The sequence below is a fragment of the Pseudomonas sp. SDO5591_S426 genome (assembly GCF_054070755.1).
On the sequence record NZ_JBSVXD010000014.1, the window covers coordinates 37,005 to 59,549 of the forward strand.

General features: G+C 58.1%; 21 protein-coding genes and 1 tRNA gene. 12 read left to right on the forward strand and 10 right to left on the reverse strand.

What is annotated here, in order from left to right:
* Nucleotides 1–3 precede the first annotated feature (3 nt).
* The 4 genes from pheT (at nt 4) to ACW9JC_RS05420 (ending at nt 3,194) form a co-directional block, all read left to right on the forward strand.
* A complete protein-coding gene (pheT, locus tag ACW9JC_RS05405) occupies nt 4–2,385 on the forward strand; it encodes a phenylalanine--tRNA ligase subunit beta (RefSeq protein ID WP_457454017.1) in 2,382 nt (793 codons plus the stop codon).
* Between the two features lie 3 nt (nt 2,386–2,388).
* On the forward strand, nt 2,389–2,691 hold the full coding sequence (ihfA, locus tag ACW9JC_RS05410) for an integration host factor subunit alpha (protein WP_002553164.1): 303 nt from the start codon (nt 2,389–2,391) through the stop codon (nt 2,689–2,691).
* Nucleotides 2,672–3,028: a MerR family transcriptional regulator gene (locus ACW9JC_RS05415; RefSeq protein WP_003179985.1), complete on the forward strand. Its 357-nt coding sequence runs from the start codon at nt 2,672–2,674 to the stop codon at nt 3,026–3,028. The genes ihfA and ACW9JC_RS05415 overlap by 20 nt, the downstream gene beginning before the upstream one ends.
* An 89-nt stretch (nt 3,029–3,117) precedes the next feature.
* Nucleotides 3,118–3,194: transfer RNA gene (locus ACW9JC_RS05420), tRNA-Pro, on the forward strand.
* A gap of 372 nt (nt 3,195–3,566) precedes the next feature.
* Here ACW9JC_RS05420 and ACW9JC_RS05425 read toward each other — a convergent pair.
* The gene (locus ACW9JC_RS05425; protein WP_457454019.1) at nt 3,567–3,773 is read right to left on the reverse strand and encodes a hypothetical protein; all 207 of its coding nucleotides are present in this window, start codon (nt 3,771–3,773) and stop codon (nt 3,567–3,569) included.
* 445 nt (nt 3,774–4,218) lie between these two features.
* Here ACW9JC_RS05425 and ACW9JC_RS05430 point away from each other — a divergent pair, with 445 nt between their 5' ends.
* Nucleotides 4,219–5,631, forward strand: coding sequence for an O-antigen ligase family protein (locus tag ACW9JC_RS05430; protein WP_457454020.1), 1,413 nt, complete (start codon nt 4,219–4,221; stop codon nt 5,629–5,631).
* Nucleotides 5,632–5,672: 41 nt separating this feature from the next.
* On the opposite strand, the gene wzy is transcribed toward ACW9JC_RS05430, so the two are convergent.
* The 5 genes from wzy to ACW9JC_RS05455 form a co-directional block, all read right to left on the reverse strand.
* The gene (gene wzy, locus ACW9JC_RS05435; protein WP_457454022.1) at nt 5,673–7,130 is read right to left on the reverse strand and encodes an O-antigen polysaccharide polymerase Wzy; all 1,458 of its coding nucleotides are present in this window, start codon (nt 7,128–7,130) and stop codon (nt 5,673–5,675) included.
* A 354-nt stretch (nt 7,131–7,484) separates the two neighbouring features.
* Nucleotides 7,485–7,904, reverse strand: coding sequence for a hypothetical protein (locus ACW9JC_RS05440; protein WP_457454024.1), 420 nt, complete (start codon nt 7,902–7,904; stop codon nt 7,485–7,487).
* 141 nt (nt 7,905–8,045) lie between these two features.
* A complete protein-coding gene (locus tag ACW9JC_RS05445; RefSeq protein WP_457454026.1) occupies nt 8,046–8,459 on the reverse strand; it encodes a VOC family protein in 414 nt (137 codons plus the stop codon).
* An 89-nt stretch (nt 8,460–8,548) separates the two neighbouring features.
* Nucleotides 8,549–9,208, reverse strand: coding sequence for a TetR/AcrR family transcriptional regulator (locus ACW9JC_RS05450; protein WP_457454028.1), 660 nt, complete (start codon nt 9,206–9,208; stop codon nt 8,549–8,551).
* Nucleotides 9,195–10,046: a 3-hydroxybutyryl-CoA dehydrogenase gene (locus ACW9JC_RS05455; protein WP_457454030.1), complete on the reverse strand. Its 852-nt coding sequence runs from the start codon at nt 10,044–10,046 to the stop codon at nt 9,195–9,197. The genes ACW9JC_RS05450 and ACW9JC_RS05455 overlap by 14 nt, the downstream gene beginning before the upstream one ends.
* A 166-nt stretch (nt 10,047–10,212) precedes the next feature.
* Between ACW9JC_RS05455 and ACW9JC_RS05460 the strand changes: the two genes are divergently transcribed.
* Nucleotides 10,213–11,253, forward strand: a complete 1,041-nt coding sequence (locus ACW9JC_RS05460; protein ID WP_457454032.1) for an AraC family transcriptional regulator — start codon at nt 10,213–10,215, stop codon at nt 11,251–11,253.
* The gene (locus tag ACW9JC_RS05465) at nt 11,250–13,064 is read left to right on the forward strand and encodes an ABC transporter ATP-binding protein (RefSeq protein WP_457454034.1); all 1,815 of its coding nucleotides are present in this window, start codon (nt 11,250–11,252) and stop codon (nt 13,062–13,064) included. Before ACW9JC_RS05460 ends, ACW9JC_RS05465 begins: the two co-directional genes overlap by 4 nt.
* Nucleotides 13,065–13,067: 3 nt before the next feature.
* On the opposite strand, the gene ACW9JC_RS05470 is transcribed toward ACW9JC_RS05465, so the two are convergent.
* Entirely contained in the window at nt 13,068–14,021 is a 954-nt protein-coding gene (locus tag ACW9JC_RS05470; RefSeq protein WP_457454035.1) for an alpha/beta hydrolase, read from the reverse strand.
* A gap of 208 nt (nt 14,022–14,229) precedes the next feature.
* On the opposite strand from ACW9JC_RS05470, the gene rbsK reads away from it, so the two are divergent.
* Genes rbsK through ACW9JC_RS05485 form a run of 3 tightly spaced genes read left to right on the forward strand, consistent with a single transcriptional unit; the run spans nt 14,230 to nt 17,598 of the window.
* Nucleotides 14,230–15,168: a ribokinase gene (gene rbsK / locus ACW9JC_RS05475; protein ID WP_457454037.1), complete on the forward strand. Its 939-nt coding sequence runs from the start codon at nt 14,230–14,232 to the stop codon at nt 15,166–15,168.
* Nucleotides 15,169–15,211: 43 nt separating this feature from the next.
* Nucleotides 15,212–16,543: an L-fucose:H+ symporter permease gene (fucP, locus tag ACW9JC_RS05480; protein WP_338585957.1), complete on the forward strand. Its 1,332-nt coding sequence runs from the start codon at nt 15,212–15,214 to the stop codon at nt 16,541–16,543.
* Entirely contained in the window at nt 16,540–17,598 is a 1,059-nt protein-coding gene (locus tag ACW9JC_RS05485; RefSeq protein ID WP_457454038.1) for an aldose 1-epimerase family protein, read from the forward strand. Before fucP ends, ACW9JC_RS05485 begins: the two co-directional genes overlap by 4 nt.
* Here the strand turns inward: ACW9JC_RS05485 and deoR are convergent.
* Complete coding sequence (gene deoR, locus ACW9JC_RS05490; RefSeq protein ID WP_448107129.1) at nt 17,591–18,361, reverse strand: DNA-binding transcriptional repressor DeoR; 771 nt, start codon at nt 18,359–18,361, stop codon at nt 17,591–17,593. The two genes, ACW9JC_RS05485 and deoR, sit on opposite strands and share 8 nt — an antisense overlap.
* A gap of 121 nt (nt 18,362–18,482) precedes the next feature.
* Between deoR and deoC the strand changes: the two genes are divergently transcribed.
* Nucleotides 18,483–19,166 carry a deoxyribose-phosphate aldolase gene (gene deoC / locus ACW9JC_RS05495; protein ID WP_457454040.1) on the forward strand — a complete coding sequence of 228 codons (684 nt, stop codon included), beginning with the start codon at nt 18,483–18,485 and terminating at the stop codon, nt 19,164–19,166.
* On the opposite strand, the gene ACW9JC_RS05500 is transcribed toward deoC, so the two are convergent.
* Both ACW9JC_RS05500 and ACW9JC_RS05505 read right to left on the reverse strand, forming a co-directional pair.
* Nucleotides 19,160–20,161 carry an NAD(P)H-quinone oxidoreductase gene (locus ACW9JC_RS05500; protein ID WP_457454042.1) on the reverse strand — a complete coding sequence of 334 codons (1,002 nt, stop codon included), beginning with the start codon at nt 20,159–20,161 and terminating at the stop codon, nt 19,160–19,162. The two genes, deoC and ACW9JC_RS05500, sit on opposite strands and share 7 nt — an antisense overlap.
* 147 nt (nt 20,162–20,308) lie before the next feature.
* Nucleotides 20,309–21,520 (reverse strand): YbfB/YjiJ family MFS transporter, encoded by a 1,212-nt coding sequence (locus ACW9JC_RS05505; protein ID WP_457454044.1) that lies wholly within the window; start codon nt 21,518–21,520, stop codon nt 20,309–20,311.
* A 113-nt stretch (nt 21,521–21,633) separates the two neighbouring features.
* Here ACW9JC_RS05505 and ACW9JC_RS05510 point away from each other — a divergent pair, with 113 nt between their 5' ends.
* The gene (locus ACW9JC_RS05510) at nt 21,634–22,509 is read left to right on the forward strand and encodes a LysR family transcriptional regulator (RefSeq protein WP_457454045.1); all 876 of its coding nucleotides are present in this window, start codon (nt 21,634–21,636) and stop codon (nt 22,507–22,509) included.
* The last annotated feature ends 36 nt before the right edge of the window (nt 22,510–22,545 follow it).

The following is a 22,545-nucleotide window of genomic DNA, read 5'->3' on the forward strand; positions in this document are numbered from 1 at the left end:
AGGATGAAATTCAGTGAACAATGGCTGCGTGGCTGGGTTAGCCCGCAGGTAAGTCGCGACGAGCTGGTTGCTCGTCTGTCGATGGCCGGTCTTGAGGTCGATAGCGTTACGCCGGCCGCCGGTGTTTTCAGTGGCGTGATCGTGGGCGAGGTGCTCAGCACCGAACAGCACCCGGACGCCGACAAACTGCGCGTTTGCCAGGTTAGCAATGGCTCGGAGACTTTCCAGGTCGTGTGCGGTGCGCCAAACGTGCGCCCGGGCCTGAAGATCCCGTTCGCCACCATCGGTGCCGAACTGCCGGGCGACTTCAAGATCAAGAAAGCCAAGCTGCGGGGCGTCGAGTCCAACGGCATGCTGTGCTCGCAAGCCGAACTGCAAGTGGGTGAAGGCAACGATGGCCTGATGGAACTGCCGGCCGATGCGCCAGTGGGTCAGGACATTCGTGAGTACCTGAACCTGGACGACGCCAGCATCGAGGTCGACCTGACCCCGAACCGCGGCGACTGCCTGTCCCTGGCCGGTCTGGCCCGTGAAGTCGGCGCGCTGTATGCCGCTCAGGTTACTCGTCCAGTAGTTGCCAGCGTTTCGCCGGTGCACGACGAAGTGCGTTCAGTAGAAGTACTGGCGCCGGCTGCGTGCCCGCGTTACCTGGGTCGCGTAATCCGTAACGTTGACCTGTCCAAGCCAACACCGCTGTGGATGGTCGAGCGTCTGCGTCGTGCCGACGTGCGCAGCATCGATGCTGCCGTCGACATCACCAACTACGTGATGCTCGAACTGGGTCAGCCGCTGCACGCCTTCGATCTTGCCGAAATCAATGGCGGTATCCGCGTGCGCATGGCCGAAGAAGGCGAGAAGCTGGTTCTGCTCGACGGTCAGGAAGTCTGCCTGCGTAGTGATACGCTGGTTATTGCCGACCACACCCGCGCACTGGCCATTGCCGGCGTCATGGGTGGCGAGCACAGCGGCGTCAATACCGCGACCACTCGCGATATTTTCCTGGAAAGCGCGTTCTTCGATCAGATCGCCGTTGCTGGCAAGGCTCGTTCCTATGGCCTGCACACCGACGCCTCGCATCGCTACGAGCGTGGCGTGGATTGGCAACTGGCCCGTGAAGCCATGGAGCGCGCCACTGGCCTGCTGCTGGAAATCACCGGAGGCGAAGCCGGCCCGATCATCGAAACCGTCAGCGAACAGCACTTGCCGTCGATCGCGCCGGTCACTCTGCGCGCTCAACGCATCACCCAGATGCTGGGCATGGAAATGGATTCGACTGAAGTAGAGCGTCTGCTCAGTGCTTTGGGCTTGACCATTACTGCCGACGGGGCAAGTCAGTGGCGCGTAGAAGTGCCAAGCCATCGCTTCGATATCAGTCTGGAAGTCGACCTGATCGAAGAACTGGCTCGCCTCTACGGCTACAACCGCCTGCCGGTTCGTTACCCGCAAGCGCGTCTGGCGCCGCAAGCCAAGGCTGAAGCCCGTAGCGACTTGCCTGAACTGCGCCGCCTGCTGGTCGCCCGTGGTTATCAGGAAGCGATCACCTACAGCTTCATCGATCCGAAACAGTTCGAGTTGTTTAATCCGGGTGTTGAGCCGTTGCTGTTGGCCAACCCGATTTCCAACGACATGGCGGCCATGCGTTCGTCTTTGTGGCCTGGTCTGGTCAAGGCGCTTCAGCACAACCTGAACCGTCAACAAGATCGCGTACGTCTGTTCGAAAGCGGTCTGCGTTTCGTTGGTCAGCTCGAAGGCCTGAAGCAAGAGCCGATGCTGGCCGGTGTGGTTTGCGGTAGCCGCTTGCCGGAAGGCTGGGCGCAAGGTCGCGACACCGTCGACTTCTTCGACGTCAAGGCTGACGTGGAAGCGGTACTGGGCTTCGCCGGTGCTCTGGATGCGTTCACTTTCGTCCCGGGCAAACACCCGGCGCTGCACCCGGGTCAAACCGCGCGCATTGAACGTGAAGGTCGTCTGGTTGGCTTCGTTGGCGCTATCCACCCTGAATTGTCGAAAACATTGGGCCTGGATCGTCCGGTCTTCGTTTTTGAGATGGTTTTGGCGGAAGTGGCTTCGGGCAAAATGCCTAAATTCCACGAGTTGTCGCGCTTTCCTGAAGTGCGTCGTGACCTGGCACTGATTGCGCACAAAGACGTTGCAGCCTCGGCTGTACTGGACGTAATCCGTGAAAATGCAGGCGAATGGCTGACAGACCTCAGGCTATTTGACGTATATCAGGGTAAAGGCATTGATCCTGATAGAAAAAGCCTTGCAGTCGGCTTGACCTGGCAGCATCCATCGCGCACTCTTAATGACGATGAGGTGAATAACACGACGCAAAATATCCTCACCTCGCTCGAACAAAGGTTGAACGCCACGTTAAGGAAGTGACGTATGGGGGCTTTGACGAAAGCTGAGATGGCGGAACGTCTGTATGAAGAGCTGGGCCTGAACAAGCGGGAAGCCAAGGAATTGGTCGAACTGTTTTTCGAGGAAATCAGGCACGCTCTTGAAGACAACGAACAGGTGAAATTGTCCGGTTTCGGCAATTTCGACCTTCGGGACAAACGCCAGCGGCCTGGCCGCAATCCGAAAACGGGAGAAGAAATCCCGATCACGGCTCGCCGTGTGGTCACCTTTCGTCCAGGGCAGAAGTTGAAGGCCCGAGTTGAGGCTTATGCTGGAACCAAGTCATAACGACGAGCTACCCGTCATCCCAGGCAAACGCTACTTCACCATTGGTGAAGTTAGCGAGCTGTGTGCGGTAAAACCGCACGTACTGCGCTATTGGGAGCAGGAGTTTCCTCAACTCAACCCCGTCAAACGCCGCGGAAACCGCCGGTATTATCAGCGCCAGGACGTGCTGATGATCCGGCAGATCCGCGCGCTTCTTTACGATCAGGGTTTCACCATCGGCGGCGCGCGTTTGCGTTTGTCCGGCGATGAAGCCAAAGACGACACCACGCAATACAAGCAAATGATTCGCCAGATGATCGCTGAGCTCGAAGATGTTCTGGTGGTCCTCAAGAAATAAATTCCTGCTTTTAAATACTTCCAGTTTTCAAAAGCTTGCGATATATTCTTGAGCGTTCTTCGAAAAGAGGAACGGGTTTCACGCCTAGTCGGGGCGTAGCGCAGTCCGGTAGCGCACTAGCATGGGGTGCTAGGGGTCGAGTGTTCGAATCACTCCGTCCCGACCATATTTTTCAATGACTTGGCCCAATCTGAAAAGGTTGGGCTTTTTCATGTCTGTATTAAAAATGTCCACCCAGGTTTTGATACCCGCCGCAATGAAGCGCACTCTGGACTGAACGGAATGAGATGGTATACAGCGACAATCGCATCGGCTGCAAAAGTTTCGAAACGGCAGCGACGTATCGCTGCCGCGGTTCTGATGGTTTGCTGGGGAGCGGCTCCGTATTTCCGGTGGCCGATCGAGCCGGTTTTCATTTTTATTGTTGCCTTGCAGCTAGCGATCTCCTCTTTTTTTATCAAAGAGCAGCCACCTGTAACGGTCAGGCATAAATCCACTAAGGCGCAATGAGGGAAACCGGCAGATCCCCGTCACGGCCTCAAATCATAAAGCCAACAGCCTGCCCAAGATTACCTTCCTGCGCGCCTGCAATCAGGTGCAGCGGAACGTGGTGTTGCGGCTCCAGGGACGGGATTTCAAACCCACCCACGATCTGAGGCTGTCGCTCATCCAGCCCGGTTGCCTCGACTTCTTTTGCCTTGGCCATTCTCGCGTGGTTCGCTGCGATTTCATTGAGGGTTGACACGTTACATCTCCGGTGACTGACCAAGCGTACTGCTGGAGTCCTTAAGCGTTAGTTTGAAGTGCTGCCGTGTCAGAATTATGTCGTTCTGGGGCGGCTAAGACGGCCAGCTGCAAAGGCTACGCCAGACGCTGGGATATGCTTTCCCTAACCGCGTTGTTTGCGACGAAAGGTTACCCAGCGCGAGGGTAAAGTTTGAGTTTGAAGCTATGCTGGACGCAAGTGAAATGAAGGGAGCGCCGAATTTTTAATCAAACAGACTCTTTGTCTAAGAGTTTACCGTCGCCTCGCTGGCGTGCAGCGTTTCCAAGCTAGTGAACTTTCAGATTTTCTGTGGCCCTAAACACTTGCTGGAAATGAGGTGTGCGGCTCTTATGTGACTGTCTGCACTTGGGATACTGGAGCAGTTCCTTGCTGGTAAACAGAGCAATGTCCACGGTATTTTTAAATGAATAAGAAAAGTGTAATTCCCGTGTTAGCGGCGTTGGTGGCTTTCCTGTCAGTTTCAACCATGCTTCGCTTTCCGGGCCTGCCTATAGGCATGGCGGAAATCACTGTGCTCTTTGCTTCTTTTGCAATTATTCGCCGAAATGTCTTCATGCAAAATGTTAAGCATCCCCTCATGTTGTTTTGGTTTGCCTTCATTGCAACGACAATGATTGGCTTTTTTGTTGGTTCCATCCGTGGGGAGGGGGCAATACATACGGTGATTGCCTATTTATACACCGCAGGCTTTACGCTAATAGCATTGTCCTATGTGGGCGGCTTGGATCAGTTTGAGTTTCAAAGATTTATTAGGGCTATGGCGACAATTCCGGTTGTCTTGCTTTTCTTACCGTTGTTGGTTTTTTTACTTGGCAGCATCTGGTTTTCGGACTTATTGGAAATCAATACCACCTATTACCCATCCCGTGTAGCTGCCTGGTCGATGAACCCTAACCAGCTCGCATTGTTTTTACTGCCTATTCCAATCTGGCTGGCTGCTATTTCTCAGAACAGTCATTGGCAAGGTTGGCGGTTCGTTAAGAAGTTTGCTTTTTTGTGGCTTTTCTTCTTTTTGGGACTGTGTGTAAGAAGCGATGCGCTGCTTTTGGCATGGTGTATTGGGATCCCAATGTTGACATTGATAGTATGGCGCTGGTTACCCAATATTAATTGGCGGTTTTTTGGAGCGTTGATTGCGGCATTTATTCTGGCTTTTATTTCGTTTAAGTTTATTTTTGATGGGCCTGGTCAACGAGTTTTCGAATCGGTTCGGGCGGTTGTCGCTGAACGTGAAAGTGACGTCATAGCTGAACGGGATCTAAAAAAAGAAAATACGAAAGCAATTTCTGGTTTTGCACTGTCTTTCGAACATAATGCTATAACTAAAGAAATTAAAGTTCCACTTGCGCTAGGGAAATCTGACTCTACCTTCGGAGTCGGGATGGATCCAAACAAAGCAGGTGTGCGCAAAACATTATGGGTTCATGCATTGGAGGTTTGGACGCTATCCCCGGTGTTTGGTCATGGACCTGGAGCGTTCTCCTATCTGGATAATCCGCAAGCAAGGCACGAGGCTCACAATTTGTTATTGGATCTGCTCACTCAGGCGGGTATTGCAGGATTGATAATTTTTGGTGTGTTGTATCTTTGGTTGATAGCTGGAGCTATAAAGGCGCGAGATCCATTTTCGCTAACAACATTGATTGTTCTGATGATTTTTTCCGGTGCACATTTCATGCTTCGTCAGCCAGTCTTTATGCTTTATATGGTGATTTGTGCGGTAGTCGTCAAAAATCGGATCTTTGAAAAGCTGGATAGCAGTCCGGGGATTACCTCAAGTGGTATCCCCGGAATTTCGACAGTCTTGAAGCCCTAGCGCGCACGAGCGGAATGCGGGGTTTGAATGTTTTGTAAATATCAGCTTCTAGTTTCTGAATTTCGCTTCTTGACCGTCAACATCTTGCGCTGAGAAACGCGGTTGAGGAGATAGCAGGCTGCCACGATAGCGGCGTAAGCAATCAGGAATGGTACGACGCTATATAACCCGGTCCTGGGAAGCAGCATGATTTTTACGAAAATCATTACATGCGCACCGAAAACGAGTGGATTCCTGGAGTTTACCAGTCTAGATAAAACTACCCCGAACCCTGCCGCAGCAATCAAATACATGCCTGGAATCCATAGGGTGTATGCATAGAAGTCTGAAAACAACGACCAACCCATACCAAATCCTTTTTGGTACGCATCACCCGAAAGTAATGTCTTTGAAAGAAATTGCCCAAAATACAGTTGGTCCAACGGGACGTTCATGCCGAAAAATGTAGCGATCGTTGGTGTTGCCGGAAAAGCGCTATGGAGATAAGCAAGGGTGGGATAGCTTTCAACTTGTGTCGCGGCATGAATATAGAGTGCTGTTAACCCTTGATTGTCGATGAACCAAGGCAAAAATACCGCTGTATTTTCACCAAAGTAAGGATTGCGCGGTCCGAGTGCGGCCAACATGAGTATGCTGGCAAGTACAATCGGAATGCCTACCAGTGCAATTCGGTCAATGTGCTTTATTTTTATATGAAATAACCACACGCAGAGTAAAGAAAATCCCATTATTCCGCCGCGAATTCCAAGTTTCAGATTGGCGGCGTAATAGATTGCCAGCAGGCCGAGGACACACCATCCCAGCCATTTGGTTCTTGAGGCGAACGCCAGGCCGAGAGCGAGTAAAAGTCCGTATTGCGCTGCTGTGCTTCCACGCATAGTGAAATCGGTCGAAGCTGAGGTGTACAGCGAGGTGTAACCACTGCTTTGAACTATTCGATGAGCTTCAGGGAAACTAAGTAGAAAGACTGCGGTGGACACTGTGGCAAGTATGATTGCGGGGATCTGCAGGGTCTTGGTCCACTTTGGATCGATTGGGTGCTCTGTCTTGTTTGTATTTTTCCATATTGAAAACATGTACCCCGCGTGTATGGCGAGAAGGCAGGTAACGATGTAAAGAGTTAGGCGAAGTGCTTCATTTGCGGTTAATTCAATGGTTACGAAGTCTGGTCTTTGGACAGAAAAGAAATTACTCTCCATTTCCAGTATCGAGAGATCAAATCCCATGGCGTAGGCGATGAAGCGGCCGCCAATGAAGAGCGATATGCAGGCGATGAAAAAAACGTACGTATGTACGATAGTTCGATAAACGGCAATGCTGGTTATGAACAAGTAAGCCAACGTGCCGATCATGCCGACAGTTGACCAGAGTTCAGCCTGTTGCACGGTCGGATTTTCTGGGGAAATCAACCAGATAAACGAAAAAGCCGGGATTAGCCAGAGGCTGGTGAAGGCTATATGCCATGGCTCCATAAATGTATTGTAGATTACACGGTTCATATGCTTCCTATTTCTGTCTAATTCAAGAACCACTCATGACGCCAAATCGATGAATGTCAGATGGCTAGACAAAATTCGGTGTCGGAAAAACTGAAAAGTTCAGAAAAGACACTTTGCTTTAGTCGAAAAGGGAGTGTATGTAGGGCGATTCTCGGAAATAGGTGGGTATCTTCCGAAACTGTAAATGTCTTGATTTCGATCTGGGCTGAGGCCCTATCGTATTGAGCGCGCATTTGGCGTGGAGGCAGGGCTGGCGTGGTCGCGATCAGGCCCAATCACAGGAAAAATGATGAGGGCAATCGCCAGGACAGTGAAACTCAACCCCGTAGAGGATGACTGCGGGTTACGAGAAAGCTAGCGGTACTTGATGACAATCCCCTTGAGCTTGCGACCGTTGATGGTCTGCACGTCCCGGGCCCACAGCGGTCCGTTGAGGTAGGCGCCCACCGGTCCGATATGGTCATAGACCACCACTACGGCATCGCCGCCGAGCTTGGCCGCTTCATCCCGCAGTTTCGCTTCCACCTCAGTGATGGGCGGGGCGGGGTCGACACTGGCGTCGATCAGCACTTCACCCAATCGAACATGCGGGCGCAGGGGGTCGGAGCGCAGCACGACGACTTCACTGGGCAGGGTTGGTGCCGGATGTTCGACGCCGACGTAGGCGGTGGTCTGAGCATCGATACTCGTGCAACCACTGAGTGCGAGCAGGGTGGCGGTGAGCCCGCCAGCCAATAGCGATGATTTGAAACGGGCAGACCAGGACACTGGCATGTTGGGATTCCTCCGGACAATCCGCTGCTATGCGGCGGGTGGCATGTTGACGGTAGCAGACAGCCCGGGAGTTGCCAGAAAGCCCAACCCTTGCAGGTTTGGCTGTTTCATGCGGTTAACATCGGTGATCAGGAAGGCTTCTTACAGATCCTTCTCACAGTTGACCATCCACGAGACGCCGAAGCGGTCGACCAGCATGCCGAAGCGTGCCGCCCAGAAAGTGGCTTCCAGCGGCATCTCGACTTTGCCTCCGTCCGACAGCGCGTTAAACACTCGATCGGCTTCAGCGATGCTGTCGACATTCAGCGAAATCGAGCAGCCGCTCATGTCCGGGGTCGGGCGGTCGGGCGTGGTGTCCGAAGCCATCAGCATCTGATCGCCAACTTTCAGGCAGGTGTGAATGATCAGGTCGTGATGTTCCTTCGGCACATGCTCGGCGGCGGGTGTTTCGCCGAACGTCATCATCGCTTCCAGATTGCCTTGCAGGCATTGTTGATAAAACGTGAAGGCGGCGCGGCAGTCGCCGTTGAAGATGAGATACGGACTGATTTTCATGGTTTGCTCCCGGTCATTGAAAGGGCACACCGGATTGGACGCCGCGTTCACGGGCGAATTCCGATGACATTGACTGGGCAAGCAAAGCGCTAAATCGCGATGGGAGCCTGGGTTTTTTTAGATGTTTTTTCGATAGACCGGGCGAGGCTTATTGCTTCGTTCGGGCGCCGCGGCGCCAGCACGCGTTCGATGGCACCGCTCACCAGATTTTCCAGCAGTTCATCATGCTCTTGTTCGTCCAAAGCATGGGGTGTCAGCCAGCTGGGTGCGTTGTTGAGCAGGGCCGCAATCGCATGGCCGGCCGCCAGTTGCCCCGAATCACTGAAGCGCGAGCGTGCGCCGAGGATCACCAGCAATCGGCGTTCGTACTGCTCGCGCAATTGCCGGACCCGAGCCTGCTGCTCTTCATTCAGGCAGCCGCTGTCGCGTTCCACCAGGCGAAAATGCCACGGCATGTCGCGGTGCAGGTTCAGGTGTGCGCGGATCAGGTTGTTAAGCCGGTCGCGTTTGGCCGGGGCCTTTTTCTCGATACGCCCCAAAGTGGCCAACAGCTCTTCGTAGAACTCTTCGATCAGGTCGAGCAGCAAGTGCTGTTTGCTGGGGTAGTGGTGATACAGCGAGCCCGGGGAAAGCCCCAGGCACGTGGCGAGTTCACGCATGCCGACCTGACCGAAACCCTTGCTGGCAAACAACTCCAGCACCTTGTCCCGGTACTCGGCGAAACGTGAACAACGCTCAGGCATAGGCATGGAAACCGCGCCCCGATTTGCGACCCAGGTAACCGGCGGCAACCATTTCCTTGAGCAGTGGCGCCGGGCGATATTTGCTGTCGTTGAAGCCGTCGTAAAAGGCTTGCATGATCGCCAGGAGGGTGTCGAGGCCGATCAGGTCTGCCAATGCCAACGGGCCGATCGGCTGGTTGCAGCCCAGGCGCATGCCGGCGTCGATGTCTTCGGCGCTGGCCAGGCCTTCCTGAAACACCAGGATCGCTTCGTTGATCATCGGCACCAGAATCCGGTTGACCACAAACCCCGGACGGTTGCCGGCGGTTATCGCGGTCTTGCCCAGTGTGGTCGCCATGTCCAGCGCCAACGCGTGGGTGGCATCGCTGGTTTGCAGACCGCGAATGACTTCGATCAGACCCATCACCGGCACCGGGTTGAAAAAGTGCAGGCCAATGAAACGCTCGGGCTGGCTGACGCTGGCGGCGAGTTGGGTGATCGATAGCGACGAGGTGTTGGAAGCGATCACGCAATCGGCGCTGACCTGCGCGGCGATCTGTTGCAGCACCCGCAACTTCAGTTCGAGGTTTTCGGTGGCCGCTTCGATCACCAGTTGCGCGTTGTGCAAACTGCTGTAATCGGTGCTGGTCTGGATCTTGTCGAGGGCGGCGTTTTTCTGCTCGGGCGTCAGGGTGTCCTTGGCGATCTGCCGATCGAGGTTTTTGCCGACGGTGGCGACGGCTTTTTGCAACGCGCTCTCGGAGATGTCGAGCAAGGTCACGTTGAAACCGGCCAGGGCGCAGACCTGCGCAATTCCGTTACCCATGGTGCCGGCGCCGATCACGCCAATGTTTTGCAGATTCATGTTGCCGTCCTTCCGCTCAAACCCTGCGATACCTTGGCCGAGTTGGCGGCCGAAGGCGTACTATTGCCGCGAGTCTAGAGCCGGCGGGGCGGTTGTCCTATGCCGAAACTGTTCAACGGCACTGGCGTTTTTTGCCATTTCAAATGACGGGGAGAGTAGCGTTCACATGCGGGAAAAGGACTCGGTGGCCGCCTACTTCGTGCAGGCAATGATCCACGGGATGGGCGACGATCCGCAGCGCGTGCGGGCTGTGCTGGAGCAGGCCGGCATCGATCCGGCGCTGGTGCAACAGCCCACGGCGCGGGTGCCGGCCAATGCCTTTGCGGCGTTGTGGCTGATCCAGATCCGTGAACTGAACGACGAATTCTTCGGGCTCGACTCCCATGGCATGCCGCCAGGCGCATTCGCGCTGATTTGCCGCGCGCTGATCCAGGAACCCGATCTGCACAAAGCGATGCGCCAGTGCCTGGTCAACTTCGCCCTGTTCCTGCGCGACTTTCGCGGCACGCTGACCGTGCGTGGTAAACGAGCGGTCATCAGCCTGGACAGTCAGGCGGCGAACGATGACGCCAGCCGTTTCGGCGAAGAAACCTTCCTGGTGTTGATGATCAGCCTGTTGTGCTGGCTCGGTGGCCGGCGCATTCCCATCGACCGCGCGGACTTTCGCCACGAACGGCTGTCCCTCAGCGACGACCGCTTGTTGTGGGGACCGAACCTGACCTTCGGCGCCGAGCGCACCGAAATCGAATTTGCCAGTCACTACCTGCGACTGCCGGTGGTCCAGGATTTGGCCTCGCTCAAAGTCTTCCTGCGCACCGCACCGCAATGGCTGGTGATCCGCTTCCGCAACCAGCATGGTCTGGCGTCGCAGGTGCATCAACGCTTGCGCAACAGCCATTACAGCCATTGGCCGACCTTGCAGGCCTTCGCCCTCGAACAGCACCTTAGCCCCAGCACCTTCCGCCGCAAACTGGAACGTGAAGGTTGTTCCTACCAGGAGATCAAGGACGAAGTACGCCGCGCGGTGGCTTTCGAGCAATTACGAGAAAGCCGCGCGAGCATCAGCGACATCGCCGAGCAATTGGGCTTTCAGGAGCCGAGTGCGTTTCATCGCGCGTTCAAGAAGTGGACGGGGGAAAGTCCGGGGCGGTATCGGGCGCGTTTTCAGGGGGCGCGAGTCGAGCCTTTGGCGGAGTCTGAGGCGTGAGCCTGGTTTTTGAGCGTTTCACCACGCTACTCGATCAGGCAAGACGAGCCTTGCTGCTGGTCTGGGGCACGTCCCGTGGGTTGTTCCTCGGCCTGGTGCTGGCAACCCTGATCGCCGGGGTGCTGCCGGCGCTGGCAGCGTGGTTGGGTCAGCGGATTGTCGACGCGGTGGTCTTCGCCATGCAGTTGCATGCACAGCAGGGCAGTGCGCCGTTGTGGCCGGTGGTGCGTTACGTGTTGTTTGAAGCGGGGGTGTTGGCGTTGCTGTCCGCCACCCAGCGTGCGCTGTCGGTCCAGCAGTCACTGTTGCGGGTGCAGCTGGGGCAGAAGGTCAACACGATGATTCTGGAAAAGGCCCAGACGCTATCGCTGGTGCAGTTCGAGAATTCCGAGTTCTACGACAAGCTGGTGCGGGTACGGCGTGAAGCCTCGACCCGGCCGTTGGCGCTGGTGATGAAGTCGCTGGGCTTGATCCAGAACCTGATCGTGCTGATCAGCTTCGGTGTATTGCTGGTGCATTTTTCGCCGTGGGCGTTGGTGTTGCTGGTGGTCGGCGCATTGCCGGTGTTTTTTGCCGAGGCGCACTTTTCCGGGGATGCCTTTCGCCTGTTCACCCGTCGCGCCCCGGAAAGCCGGCAGCAGACTTACATCGAGACGCTGCTCTCCCATGAGGGTTACATCAAGGAGGTCAAGCTGTTCGGGTTCGCGCCGCTGCTGTTGCAGCGCTATCGCGACACGTTTGCCCGACTGTATGCCGAGGACCGGCGGCTGACCTTGCGCCGCGATGGCTGGGGTTTTGTTCTGGGTCTGTTGGGCACCGCGGCGTTTTATCTGGCGTATGCGTGGGTGGTGGTCGATACGGTGCACGGCAACATCACCCTGGGCCAGATGACCATGTACCTGGTGCTGTTCAAGCAGGGTCAGACGGCGGTGAGCAGCAGCCTCAGCGCCATCAGTGGTCTTTATGAAGATGGTCTCTACCTGTCCAGCCTCTATGAATACCTGGCCGAACCCGTGGTGGCCGACACTGGCCATCTCACCGTCGGTGCGGTTCCGGGCGATGGCCTGCGTTTCGAGAATGTCGGCTTCCGCTATCCGGGCGCCAGCCGCGCCGCGCTGGAAGGTATCGATCTGCACCTCGTGCCGGGGCACAGTGTGGCGCTGGTGGGGGAAAACGGTTCGGGCAAGACCACGCTGATCAAGCTGCTGACCCGGTTATACCGTCCCGATCAGGGGCGTATTCTGCTCGACGGCAGCGATTTGCAGGCGTGGGACGAAGACGCGTTACGTCGGCGGATCGGCGTGATTTTCCAGGACTACATTCGCTACCAGTTTTCCGTTGGCGAAAACATCGGTGTCGGCGACACGCTGGCGTTCAACGATGAGCAGCGCTGGCAGCAAGCGGCCGCCGAAGGCATGGCCGCGCCTTTCATCGAGCGTCTGGATCGCGGATATGCCACGCAGCTGGGGCGCTGGTTTGCCGGCGGGCAGGAACTGTCCGGCGGGCAGTGGCAGAAGATCGCACTGTCCCGTGCCTATATGCGCCGCAACGCCGATATCCTGATTCTCGACGAACCGACCTCGGCGCTCGACCCGGCGGCGGAAGCGGCCGTGTTCGAGCATTTCAGCCAGCACACGCGGGACCGCATGACCCTGCTGATCTCCCATCGTTTTTCCAGCGTGCGCAATGCCGATCACATCATTGTGCTGGATCAGGGCGCGATCCTTGAGCGCGGCGATCATGACACGCTGGTCGCGGCCGGTGGGCGTTATGCGCAGTTGTTCGACTTGCAGGCGCGGGGTTATCGCTAGGCCTCAGGATTCCTGGGAACCCTGTGAGATCGCCGGACCGGCGATCTGCGGTTTTGCCCGCATCAAACCCTCCAGTGCCTGTCGATACTGGCTACCGCCCAGGCTCATGCTGTTGTTGTGCGTCCCGCCGGGGATCAGCAACAGGCGTTTCGGTTGGTTGGCGGCATTGAACAATTGCTGGCTGAACCGCGATGGCATGAACGGATCAGCCAGGCCATGGACCACCAGCAACGGCATGTCGATGTCGACGATCTTGTCGATGGAATCGAATTTCTGTGAAAGCAACCAGCGCACCGGTAGCCAGTTCACTGGCAGGTTGTTGCCAGCCACTTCCGCCACGGCATCGCCCAGCGAGGTGAAGGTGGACTCGATCACCAGACCGCGTACGGGCACCGGGACGTGCTCCTTTTTCGCTTGCGCGGCCAGGTCTGCCGCCAGATCGATGGCCACCGCGCCACCCAGTGAGTGTCCGTAGATCAAGCGTTTGCCGGCGTCCGGCTGCATCACGGTGAAACGCTCCCACGCCGCCCGGGCGTCTTCGTAGACGCTGGCTTCCGACGGCAGATCGCCTTTGCTCTGGCCGAAGCCGCGATAGTCAATCGCCAACACCGAATAGCCCATGGCGCGTAACTGCTCGATGCGGAAGGCCTGGCCGGTGAGGTTCCAGCGCACACCGTGCAGATAGAGAATCGACGGCGCGTCTTTACGCGCCGCCGGCCACCACCAGGCATGCAGGTTCTGTCCGGCCTTGAAATCGGCAGGCTTGATGTCGAACTCCTGAACATCCTGCGGCAAGCCGCGATACCAGCCGGCCGTGCCCGGTTCGATGCGGAACAGCAACTCGCGTTCCTTGTACTTGAGCGCGCCGCAACTCACAGGCAGGCCGACGACCAGCGCGGCCATGCACAGCAGCGACAGCCAGCGTCGACGCAGACGAGTGAGAAGGGCAGAGGGCATCGGGTGATCCATGGGCACAGACATGAAGTTCGCGTTTTAGCAGATGTGTGGCGCGGGCGGGAATAATTTCGACTTGTGGGAGGCTGCTCGTCCAGCGAGTATCAGGCTCTCGATAAAAAAGATTGAATATTCACACAAAATGTTATTTAAATAACAAAACAAAAACGCCAGGTCCAAGCCTGGCCAGCCGGATCAAGGTGGGAATGCAATGAGCAAGATCGCAGTCATCGGCAGCAACATGGTCGACCTGATTACCTACATTGACCGCATGCCGGCCCAGGGCGAGACACTCGAAGCGCCGGGTTTTGCCCTCGGTTGTGGCGGCAAGGGCGCCAATCAGGCAGTGGCGGCGGCCAAGCTCGGGGCGGATGTGCTGATGCTGACCAAGGTCGGCGACGACATGTTTGCCGACAACACCCTGGCCAATTTCCAGCGCTTTGGCATCGACACCCGCCATGTGCAGCGCGTGCCCGGTGTGTCCAGTGGCGTGGCGCCGATTTTCGTCCAGGCCGACTCCCACAACAGCATCCTCATCGTCAAAGGCGCCAACGCGCATCTCGCCCCGGCAGACATCGACGCCGCCGCACAGGCGTTGCGGGAATGCTCGCTGATCGTCCTGCAACTGGAGATCAATGTCGAAACGGTTTACTACGCCATCGAATTCGGCCGCGAACACCAGATTCCGGTGCTGCTCAATCCGGCACCGGCCTTGTCGGGCCTGAGCCGTGAACGTCTGGCGCAGCTGGATTTCCTGGTGCCCAACGAATCCGAGCTGGCCCTGATCACCGGCCAGGTCGTGGATTCGCCGGAGTCAGCGCGCAAGGCCGCGCAGACCTTGGTCAGCAGCGGCATTCGCCATGTCATCGTGACCCTCGGCCAGCAAGGTGCGCTGTATGTCGGCGAGGAAGGCGAGTTCCAGATTCCCGGTCTGCGGGTTGACGCGCGTGACACCACCGGCGCAGGAGATGCTTTCATCGGTTGCTTCGTCCATCACTGGAGCCGCGACCGCGATATCCGCGCCGCGATGACCCAGGCCGTGGCGTATTCAGCCTGCTCGGTCACAGGCCTCGGCACCCAGACGTCCTACCCGGACGCACCCGCATTCGCGCAATTCCAGCGCAGCTTCGGCGTCCCGACGCCGGAGTGATTCAACGGCTGCACTTTTCCCAAGCTCACCACGGAGAACAACAATGACAAAGCCTCCGCTCCAACAGACGCCCGACGGTTTCTACCTCAATCGCACGCCCTGGTTCGCCTTCATCCTGCTGTGCAGCATTTTCGCGCTGTGGGCGGCGGCCGCGAGCATGAACGACGTGCTCATCGCGCATTTCAAGAAGGCGTTCCTGCTCAGCGATTTCCAGACGGCATTCGTGCAGTCGGCGTTTTACCTGGGCTATTTCTTCGTGGCGATTCCGGCCGCACTGGTGGTCCGCCGTTTCAGCTACAAGACCACCATCCTGATCGGCCTGATGTTGTACATGTTCGGTTGCCTGTTGTTCTTCCCGGCGGCGTCCACCGCCAAGTACGGCATGTTCCTGCTGGCGCTGTTCGTGATCGCGGCCGGGCTGTCGTTTCTGGAAACCGCCTGCAACACCTATTCGACATTGATGGGGCCACGGGAAACCGGTACCCGCCGCCTGAATATTTCCCAGACGTTCCACCCGTTTGGTGCGATGGCCGGGGTGTATGTCGGCAGCTTCGTGATGTTCAAGGACACCGACGCGACCCGCGAACAACTCACTCAGATGAGCGCTTCGGACGCAGCGATCCAGCAACTGCAAATGATCCAGTCCACGTTGCTGCCTTACAAATGGATGATCGCGGTGCTGGTGCTGATGTTCATTTTGATCGCCATCACCCGTTTCCCCGCCTGCAAGGGCAACCAGCCCGTCAGCAAGAAAACCACCAGCCTGGGTGAAAGCCTGTCGCGGTTGCGGCGCAATCCGCGTTTCACTTTCGGTGTGCTGGCGCAGTTTCTGTATGTCGGTGCCCAGGTCGGTGTGTGGAGTTTCACCATTCGCCTGGCCATGCAATTGGGTGGTATGAACGAGCGCAGCGCTTCGTGGTTCCTGCTGACTACATTCGCCGCGTACTTCGTCGGCAAACTGATCGCCAACGTACTGATGCGCAAACTGCACCCGGCCAAGGTACTCGCGGTGTACGGCGTGCTGTGCATCCTGTTGCTGGCCTACACCATCCTGGTGCCGAATATCACGGCGGTGTATGCGGCGGTGGGCGTGAGCGTGTTCCTCGGTCCGTGCTGGCCAACCATCTACGGCCTGACCATCGACGGTTTGGGCGAAGATACCGGTGTCGGCGGTTCGCTGCTGGTGATGAGCATCGTCGGTGGCGGGGTGATTCCGATCTTCCAGGGCCTGCTTTCCGACTACAGCGGCGGCAACATGCAACTGGCCTATAGCGTGCCGCTGCTGTGTTTCATCGTGATCGTGGCCTACGCGGTGCGCTGCCTTAAACACTCCGAGAGCGAGCGGGCGCCGGTAGGTGCGGTGGTCGCCTCATGAACACGCGAATCAATATCTATCCGTCGCTGTTTGGCGAAGCGCGCAGAACCTTGCTGGAATCCGAGGCCTTCAAGGTCAGCGCCTGGGTTTATCCCAGTGGTGTGCTGGCCGTGGAGTTGGCCAACAGTCGCGGGCATCTGGTGGTGCTGCCGTATCAGGGACAGATGATCTGGTCTGCCGTGTTCGACGGTTGCGACCTGACCATGAAAAACCTGTTCAGCCAGCCGCGACCGAGCCCTACGGTGATCGGCACCTACGGTTGTTTCATGTTTCACAGCGGCCTGCTGCGCAATGGCTGTCCGGGCCCGGAAGATGATCATCCGCTGCACGGCGAGATGCCTTGCAAGGCCATGGACCGTGCCTGGCTGGAGGTGGGTGAGGACAGCGCCGGACCTTATCTGCGCCTGGGTGGAGAGTACGAATATGTGCAAGGTTTTGGCGATCGCTATCGGGCGAGCCCGAGCGTGACGCTGCGTGGCGATTCGGGGTTGTTCGATATCGACATGCAGGTGACCAACCTGGCGGCCAAACCGATGGACCTGATGTACATGGCGCACATGAATTACGCCTACGTCGAAGGCGGTCGATTCATCGAGCCTCTGGGTTTCGACGATGTGCGCTTGCGCAGCAGTATTCCGGCGCATGTAAAACCGACGCCGGCGTGGAGCGCTTACATGGAGCAGTTGGCGCGGGAGCCTGAACAGTTTCAGTGCCTGGACCGGCCGGAGCTTTACGATCCGGAAATCGTGTTCTTCTTCGACGGCGTGCGCGCCGACGCATCCGGTCATGCGCATTTTCTGCTGAGCCGTCCGGATGGCGCGGCGTTCTACACCGGTTATCGACCCGACCAGTTCCAGCATGCTGCACGCTGGATCTTGCACAACGCCGATCAGCAGGTGGCGGCGTTCGTATTGCCCGCTACCTGTGAGCCGGAAGGCTATCGGGCGGAGTCCGCCAAGGGCCATGTGCGCTCATTGGCGGCGGGGGACACGGCGGCGTTCAGCGTCACCACCGGTTACCTCAGCGCGACGGAGCAACAAGCCCTGGTCAAATGATCAATTGCGCGCCGCTGGCGGCGATGGCGTCGCGGTAGGCCTTGGGGATTTTCTTGTCACTGACCACGTAGTGAAAGTCTTCCAGCGCCGCGAAATGCGCTGTGCGTACGGTGTCGAACTTGCTGTGATCGGCCAGCAGCAAACGCTGCTGGGCCTGGCGCAGGACCTTCTGCTTGACCTCCACTTCATTGAAATTGAAGCAGGTCACGCCGAAGTCCTGACTGATGCCGGCGGCCGAAACAAAGGCCCAGGTCAGGCGCACGCTATCGAGAATGCCGATTTCGCTCTGGTTCTCGAATACCTGGTTCTTGCGGTGGAACGTACCGCCGCACACCACGATGTTGCAGTTGGGTTTTTGCGAGAGTTTGAGCAGCACGTTCAGGGAGTTGCACACGGCGGTGAACTCCAGCTCGTCGGGAATGAAATCCACCACGAAAGGCGTGGTGGTGCCGCAATCGAAAAACACCGTGTCGCCAGGCTTGATGAAACCGGCGGCCAGTTTGCCGATCCGGCGTTTTTCCTCGACGTGCCGGGTGTCCTGTTCGGCCACGCGGTAATCGCTGGGTTCGTTGCCATCGTGGATTTTGGTGATGTAGCCGCCGAGCAGGCGCAAGTGATCGGTGTACTTGCTCAGGTCGCGGCGCAGGGTCATCTCCGAAACGTCCAGCAAGGCTGCCATTTCGCGCAGGTGAATGGCGCTCTGGTCTTGCAGGGCTTGTTGAATAAGCTTGAGGCGCTCGGTTTTTTTACTGTCCACAGGCATTCCGGGGTTGATTGTTGATGTTAAATAAGTAACATTATTTGTGAAAAAAGTAACGTTTTTGCGCGATTGATCCTCGATTGTGGCGCAGGGGCATTTGAATACACAAACAGGAGTTTTTGCGATGGCACACCTCGAACCCCAAGCCCTGGCGCAATTCATCGATCATACCTTGCTGGCGCCCGACGCTTCCCGCGAGCAAATCGCAACCCTGTGCCGTGAGGCGCAAGAGCACGGCTTCTATTCGGTCTGCGTGAACTCCGGGCAAGTGCCCCATGCGGCGCAGTGCCTGGCCGGGCAAAACGTCAAGGTGGTGGCGGTGGTCGGCTTTCCCTTGGGCGCCGGGCTCAGTGACAGCAAAGCCTTCGAGGCCGAGCGGGCGATTGCCGCCGGAGCGGGGGAGATCGACATGGTGTTGAACATCGGTTGGTTGAAGGATGGCCTGTTCGATCAGGTTCACAGCGATATCGCTCTGGTCAAACAGGCCTGCGGCAGCGTGCCGCTGAAGGTCATCCTGGAAACCTGCCTGCTCAACGACGCCGAAAAAGTGAAGGCCTGCGAGATTTGCCGTGAGCTGGACGTTGCGTTCGTCAAGACCTCGACCGGTTTCAACCGCAGCGGCGCCACCGTGGAAGATGTGGCGCTGATGCGCCGCACAGTGGGTGCCGGGGTTGGCGTGAAGGCCTCGGGTGGGGTGCGTGATTACCCGACCGCGCTGGCGATGATCGAAGCGGGTGCCACACGCTTGGGCACCAGTTCCGGGATCGCCATTATCGGCGGCGCTCAGGCGGCGGGTGACGGTTACTGAGGAACGCTCAAGACAATCTTGCCGATGTGATCGCCGGCCTCCATTCGCGCATGGGCCAGCGATGCATCGGTCAGCGGGTACACCTTGTCGATCATCGGCAGGCAGCGACCGGCCGCCAGCACCGGCCACACGTGCTCGCGCAGCTGTTGTGCGATTGCGGCTTTTTCTTCCTGGGTGCGCGAGCGTAGCAGTGAGCCGGTGACGATGGCGCGTTTGGCCATGATTGCCAGCAGATCGACGTCCTTGGCCACCGCGCCGCCGAGGAACCCCAGCATCACCAGCCGGCCTTCCATTCCCAATGCCGCGATATTCTGATTCAGGTACGAACCGCCCATGATGTCGAGCACGACATCGACGCCGCGCCCCGCGGTTTTTTCCGCAATGATCTGAGCGAAGTCCTGCTCGCGGTAATTGATCGCTTCGGCCCCTAATTCACCAATCACCGCACATTTGTCTGCACTGCCCGCCGTGGCGAAGGCCTCGGTTCCAAACTCGCGGCAGAGCATCAGCGCGGTGGTGCCGATGCCGCTGGTGCCACCGTGAATCAACGCGCGCAGACCTTTACGGGCGCCGCCCATTTCAAACAGGTTGGCCCATACGGTGAAGAACGTTTCCGGAATCGCCGCCGCCTGTAGCCAGTCCATGCCTGCCGGAATCGGCAACGTCTGGCTGGCCGGAACCACACAATACTGTGCGTACCCGCCGCCGTTGGTTAGCGCACAGACTTTGTCGCCAACGACAAAAGCGCTGACACCGGCGCCGACGGCCACCACTTCACCGGCCACTTCCAGCCCCGGGATCGGGTTCATGCCGGGCTTCATCGGATATTTGCCGGCGCGTTGCAGCACATCCGGACGATTGACCCCGGCGGCGTGCACGCGGATCAGCACTTCACCGGCACCCGCCGTGGGCACGGGGACCTGACGCGGTTGCAGGACTTCGGGGGCACCGGGTTGGGTGATTTCGATCTGGGTCATGGTTTTAGGCAAACTCATTTCATATACCTCTGTGCAAAGTGTTCGATAAATGGGACCGCGCCTTGGCGCGCAGAATCAAAAGATCGCAGCCTCGTTTCACTCGACAACTCCTACATGGAGTGCGTATCCCTGTAGGAGCTGCCGAAGGCTGCGATCTTTTGATCTTCAAGGGTGGCTCATCGCAATGAGTGGATTACGACGGACCGGCAAACGCACCGCCAATTCCAGCAACAGCGCCAGAACAATCGCCCCCGCCGCAATCACAAACATCAATCCATGATGCCCACCGCTGGCGTTGAACAGCGCCGAGTAGGCGAACCCGGCGATGGCCTGGAAAGTGGCGAACGATACGGTGGCGCGGCTCCAGGCGATCTGTTGTTGATGATGCTCGGGGATCAGCTCATGAACCCGGGCCAACCCCAGCGGCACGATGCCTGGCGGGAACGAGCCGAGGATCACCGCCAGCAATGCCAGCGCCGCGAAAGCGCTGCAAATCGACAGCAGGCCGAGGGCAATTGCTTGCACCACCAGCACCAGGCGAATGCTCATCTGTGCGCCCAGTCGATCGGCCAGAAAGCCGTAGCTGACCGGCCCGAGAATGGCGCCGAGCCCGTACATCACCCAGATCAGGCCACCGACGTGTTGCCCGGCACCGAGCCCACGGGCCACGTAATCCACCAGGAACACCATGGCCGGCACCAGTCCGGCCGCCATGAGCGCGTATTGGGCAAACAGCAGGTAGACCTTCGGGTTGATCGATATCGGCGTGGCATCGGCGAGCGTCGTCGTTGCACGGGGCGCGGCTGACGGCCAGCCGAACCAGCTGACCGCCGTCAGGATCAGTGCCAGCACGCCAAGGCCGAGCCAGGTTTGCTGCAAGCCCAGGCTCAACAGCGGCGGCACGATCGTCCCCGACCCGGCGATGCCCAGCCCGATCCCAAGAAAAATTGCTCCACTGGCCAACCCTTTGCGTGAGGCCGGGACGTGTGGCAGTACGGTTGCCGCCACCAGCACCATGATTGCGCCACCGGCAATGCCGGACAGCAGGCGCCAGCCGAAAAACCAGCTCACTGACAGCGGAAAGGCGCAAGCGAAAAACGCCAGGGTCGCTGCCAGCATCATCAGGCGCAATGCGGTTTTGTTGGACGTGCGCCGCGCCAATGGATGACCGATCAGCGCGCCGATCAAGTAACCCACCAGATTGGCGGCGCCGAGGTACACCACGTCGCTGGCGGAAAACCAGTGGGCCTGGATCAGCGAGGGAATCAAGGGCGTGTAGGCAAAACGCGCCAGGCCGATACTGACCAGGCTGGCGCACAGGCCGGCAAAGATCGGCAGCCAGATCCCTTGGCTTGAATTAGTGGAGGGGCTGAGCATGAACGCTCTCCTGTCGGAATTTCTCTGGCCCCCAGCTTATCCAGATCTTGCGTTGCAATAACGCAGCGATTTCGCGCTATCGTGATGCGTATATGCATCACTTGGAGAACCCTATGAATTGGGATGATGCACGGGTGTTTCTCGCGGTATGTCGCGAGTCGACGCTCAGGGGCGCGGCACGGGTATTGGGGGTGGATCAGGCGACGGTCGGTCGGCGCATCACTGCGCTGGAAAAGTCGTTGAACGCGACGCTGTTTTTGCGCACGTCCGAGGGGTACGCACTGACGGCCGTCGGTGAAGCAGCGTTAAAAGCCGTGGAGAAAATGGAGCATTCGGCGCTGGAGCTGGAGCGACGTATTCAGGGGCTGGATGATCGGTTGACGGGCACCGTGCGGGTCACCACCACTGACTCACTGGCGATCGACTTCCTGATCCCGGCCATCGCCCGTCTGCATCAGCAACACCCGGACGTGCGAGTGCAACTGGACGCCTCGACGCAAATCCTCAGCCTGGCCAAGCGCGAGGCCGACATCGCGGTGCGCAATACCCGGCCGGAAAACCCGGACCTGATCGCCCGGCGGATCGCCCGTTGGCCGTTGGGTCTGTTTGCTTCGCAAGCCTACGTCGACGCGCATGGCATCCCGGAACCGGGATCGGCGTTCGATGGGCATGATCTGGTGGTGTATCAGCCGTATTTGCAAAGTGGCAAGGACATGACGCTGGTCGGCGAGTCGCTGGGGCGCGGGCGGATTGTTTCGAGCCTGAGTTCCAGTTTGCTGGTGCGACGGTCCATTGCTACGGGGATCGGGATCGGGGAGATCCCGCTGTACGTGGGGGAGAGGGACGGGCTGGTCAGGCTGTGGCCGGAACGTACGCGACCGATGCCATATGACGTGTGGCTGGTGACCCATGCGGACCTGCGGCATACCGCGAGGGTGCGGGCGGTGATTGACGAGATTGTGGCGGGGTTTTCCGGTACCGGTGAATAAAGATCGCAGCCTCGTTTCACTCGACAGCTCCTACAG

What these genes read in the sequence shown, in the direction of transcription:
- ACW9JC_RS05415 (WP_003179985.1), top strand. Translation starts at nt 2,672, where the DNA reads ATGCTGGAACCAAGTCATAACGACGAGCTACCCGTCATCCCAGGCAAA.
- ACW9JC_RS05430 (WP_457454020.1), top strand. Translation starts at nt 4,219, where the DNA reads ATGAATAAGAAAAGTGTAATTCCCGTGTTAGCGGCGTTGGTGGCTTTC.
- ACW9JC_RS05485 (WP_457454038.1), top strand. Translation starts at nt 16,540, where the DNA reads ATGAACACGCGAATCAATATCTATCCGTCGCTGTTTGGCGAAGCGCGC.
- ACW9JC_RS05450 (WP_457454028.1), bottom strand. Translation starts at nt 9,208, where the DNA reads ATGCCTATGCCTGAGCGTTGTTCACGTTTCGCCGAGTACCGGGACAAG.
- ihfA (WP_002553164.1), top strand. Translation starts at nt 2,389, where the DNA reads ATGGGGGCTTTGACGAAAGCTGAGATGGCGGAACGTCTGTATGAAGAG.
- ACW9JC_RS05440 (WP_457454024.1), bottom strand. Translation starts at nt 7,904, where the DNA reads ATGCCAGTGTCCTGGTCTGCCCGTTTCAAATCATCGCTATTGGCTGGC.
- rbsK (WP_457454037.1), top strand. Translation starts at nt 14,230, where the DNA reads ATGAGCAAGATCGCAGTCATCGGCAGCAACATGGTCGACCTGATTACC.
- ACW9JC_RS05505 (WP_457454044.1), bottom strand. Translation starts at nt 21,520, where the DNA reads ATGCTCAGCCCCTCCACTAATTCAAGCCAAGGGATCTGGCTGCCGATC.
- ACW9JC_RS05470 (WP_457454035.1), bottom strand. Translation starts at nt 14,021, where the DNA reads ATGCCCTCTGCCCTTCTCACTCGTCTGCGTCGACGCTGGCTGTCGCTG.
- pheT (WP_457454017.1), top strand. Translation starts at nt 4, where the DNA reads ATGAAATTCAGTGAACAATGGCTGCGTGGCTGGGTTAGCCCGCAGGTA.
- fucP (WP_338585957.1), top strand. Translation starts at nt 15,212, where the DNA reads ATGACAAAGCCTCCGCTCCAACAGACGCCCGACGGTTTCTACCTCAAT.
- ACW9JC_RS05445 (WP_457454026.1), bottom strand. Translation starts at nt 8,459, where the DNA reads ATGAAAATCAGTCCGTATCTCATCTTCAACGGCGACTGCCGCGCCGCC.
- ACW9JC_RS05460 (WP_457454032.1), top strand. Translation starts at nt 10,213, where the DNA reads ATGCGGGAAAAGGACTCGGTGGCCGCCTACTTCGTGCAGGCAATGATC.
- deoR (WP_448107129.1), bottom strand. Translation starts at nt 18,361, where the DNA reads ATGCCTGTGGACAGTAAAAAAACCGAGCGCCTCAAGCTTATTCAACAA.
- ACW9JC_RS05500 (WP_457454042.1), bottom strand. Translation starts at nt 20,161, where the DNA reads ATGAGTTTGCCTAAAACCATGACCCAGATCGAAATCACCCAACCCGGT.
- wzy (WP_457454022.1), bottom strand. Translation starts at nt 7,130, where the DNA reads ATGAACCGTGTAATCTACAATACATTTATGGAGCCATGGCATATAGCC.
- deoC (WP_457454040.1), top strand. Translation starts at nt 18,483, where the DNA reads ATGGCACACCTCGAACCCCAAGCCCTGGCGCAATTCATCGATCATACC.
- ACW9JC_RS05455 (WP_457454030.1), bottom strand. Translation starts at nt 10,046, where the DNA reads ATGAATCTGCAAAACATTGGCGTGATCGGCGCCGGCACCATGGGTAAC.
- ACW9JC_RS05510 (WP_457454045.1), top strand. Translation starts at nt 21,634, where the DNA reads ATGAATTGGGATGATGCACGGGTGTTTCTCGCGGTATGTCGCGAGTCG.